Here is a 2252-nt window from a genome sequence, read left to right as displayed (position 1 = left end):
GCCCGGAGCGTCCGGGCGGCGCGGGCCGGGTGCGCTCGGGAGTGCACGACCCGTCGGCCGTGCGACGGCTCCGGCCGGGACCGGCCCGTGAAAGCGTCGAACGGCCGCGCCGGTACCGGGACTGACGCGGAGTCGGCAGCGACCGACCGCGAGCCTATGATCATCTGACGATCACTCCGTGATCGTGATCCCGTTCCACGGGTGATCCCGGAGCGGTAGCGTCTGCTCCGGACGCACGGGTGGGGACGGTCGCGCGGGGCGTCGAGGGGAGCGTGGGGCATGCAGCCGCTGGAAGCGGACGATCCGCGGCAGGTGGGGGAGTACCGGCTGCTGCGGCGGCTCGGTGCCGGCGGGATGGGCCGGGTCTACCTCGGCCGGACCGCCGGCGGGCGGACCGTCGCCGTCAAGGTGATCCGCCGCGACCTGGCCGGCGACCCGGAGTTCCGGGCCAGGTTCCGGCAGGAGGTGGCCGCCGCCCGGCGGGTCGACGGCGCCTGGACCGCGCCGGTCCTGGACGCGGACACCGACGGCGGGTACCTCTGGGTGGCCACCGGCTACGTCGCCGGACCCGCGCTCACCGCCGCCGTCGAGGAGTTCGGACCGCTGCCGGAGCCGGCCGTCCGGACCCTCGGGGCCGGCCTCGCCGAGGCGCTCGCCCATGTGCACGGCCTCGGGCTGGTGCACCGGGACGTCAAGCCGTCCAACGTGCTGCTCACCCTGGACGGGCCGCGGCTGATCGACTTCGGCATCGCCCGGGCGGTGGACGAGACCTCCGGACTCACCCGGTCCGGCCAGGTGTTCGGCTCCCCGGGCTTCATGTCGCCGGAGCAGGTGAACGGGCTTCCCGCCGGGCCGGCCGGCGACGTCTTCTCGCTCGGTGCGGTGCTCGCCTACGCCGCGACCGGCACGATGCCGTTCGGTTCCGGGGTGAGCGCGCCCGTCCTGCTCTACCGGGTGCTGCACGAGGAACCCGACCTCGCCGGGCTGACCGGCCCGCTGCACGCCCTCGTCCACGAGTGCCTGGCCAAGGACCCGGCCGCCCGGCCGACGACCGCGCGACTCCGGGCCCGCCTGGGGGAGGACGGCGCGGCCGGTGTCCGGCTGGGGCACGGGGACTGGCTGCCCGCGCCGCTGGCGGCGGCGGTCGGGCGCAGCGCCGTGCACCTGCTCGACCTGGAGGGGGAGCGGGGCACCGGCGCGGGGCCGGCCACGGGGTACGGTGCCGCGGTGCGGAGCCCGGAGCCGACGGTGAGCACCCGGGTCCCCGCCGGGAGCGGGACGGCCGCCGAGGCGGCGCGGGCGGCGCGGGCGGCCGAGGCCGTGCCGGGCGGCGGCGCCGCCGTGTTCGGGCCGCCGGTCCTGCCGGCCTTCGGCCCGCCGCCGCCCGCCGGACCCGCCGGACCCGCCGGACCCGCCGGGCCGGGAGGCCCGGGAGCACGGGGAGGTCCGGTGGCACCCGTCGGACCGTACCCGCCGATCCCGCCGCCCGCCCTGTACCCGGCGCCCCCGGCCCCGGTCACCGGGCCGGGCCACGGTCCGTACCCGCAGCCGCGGGGCCGGCGGCGGTACGTCCTGCCGGCCGCCGCGCTGGCCGTCGTCCTGCTGCTCGGCGGCGGATACCTGGCGGTCGACCGTCTGCGGGGGGACGACGGGCGGAGCGGTGCCTCGAAGTCCGGGGCGAGCGCCCCGGCCGGGGCGCGGCCCACCACCCCGGCCCCGGGGCAGCCGGAGCCGGCCGGCGGTGCCACCGGTGCGACCGGGGCCGCCCCCGCGCCCGCCGCGGACCCCGCCGACGAGGGGCCCGGTGCCGTCCCGGTGAAGTACCTCGGGACCTGGACCGGCCAGCGCAAGGCCGCCAACGGGGACGTCACCGTCCTCGTCCTCACCGTCCACCAGTCGGCCCCGAACGAGGAGCGGAGCACGATCCGCGCCAGCACGAAGAACACGGGCACCTGGTGCGAGGGCGCGTGGACGCTCACCGGCGCGACCGAGGCCGGGGTCACCTACACGGCCCGGGAGACCGGGTCCTCCCCGGGCGACTCCTGCATCACCGACCGGTCGGTCCACCGTCTGATCAAGGTGGCGCCGGACGGCACCCTCCACTACAGCCCGGACCTGGCGAAGCCGGAGGAGTACATGGTGCTGGACCGGCAGCGCTGAGGGCGGGCGCATCGCGTCCGCCCCGCCGCCGGGGAGACGGGACCGGGAGGTCCGCAGGAGCCCGGCAGCCCCACGGCCGCGTCCACGGGAGT

General features: G+C 78.4%; 1 protein-coding gene. It reads left to right on the top strand.

Features of this window, described 5'->3' with window-relative positions; all coding sequences use genetic code 11:
* Positions 1-279 precede the first annotated feature (279 nt).
* Positions 280-2160: a serine/threonine-protein kinase gene (locus ACFCX4_RS35995; protein WP_376151655.1), complete on the top strand. Its 1881-nt coding sequence runs from the start codon at positions 280-282 to the stop codon at positions 2158-2160.
* Positions 2161-2252 lie beyond the last annotated feature (92 nt).

Origin of the sequence: Kitasatospora sp. NPDC056327, from assembly GCF_042261735.1 — a bacterium.
In the GTDB taxonomy this organism is placed as follows: Bacteria; Actinomycetota; Actinomycetes; order Streptomycetales; family Streptomycetaceae; genus Kitasatospora.
Note: the sequence above shows the minus strand (reverse complement) of the source record. Positions and strands in the feature narration are given on the sequence as shown.

Excerpts from the sequence above, each read along its gene's own strand:
- ACFCX4_RS35995 (WP_376151655.1), top strand. The coding sequence starts at position 280 with ATGCAGCCGCTGGAAGCGGACGATCCGCGGCAGGTGGGGGAGTACCGG.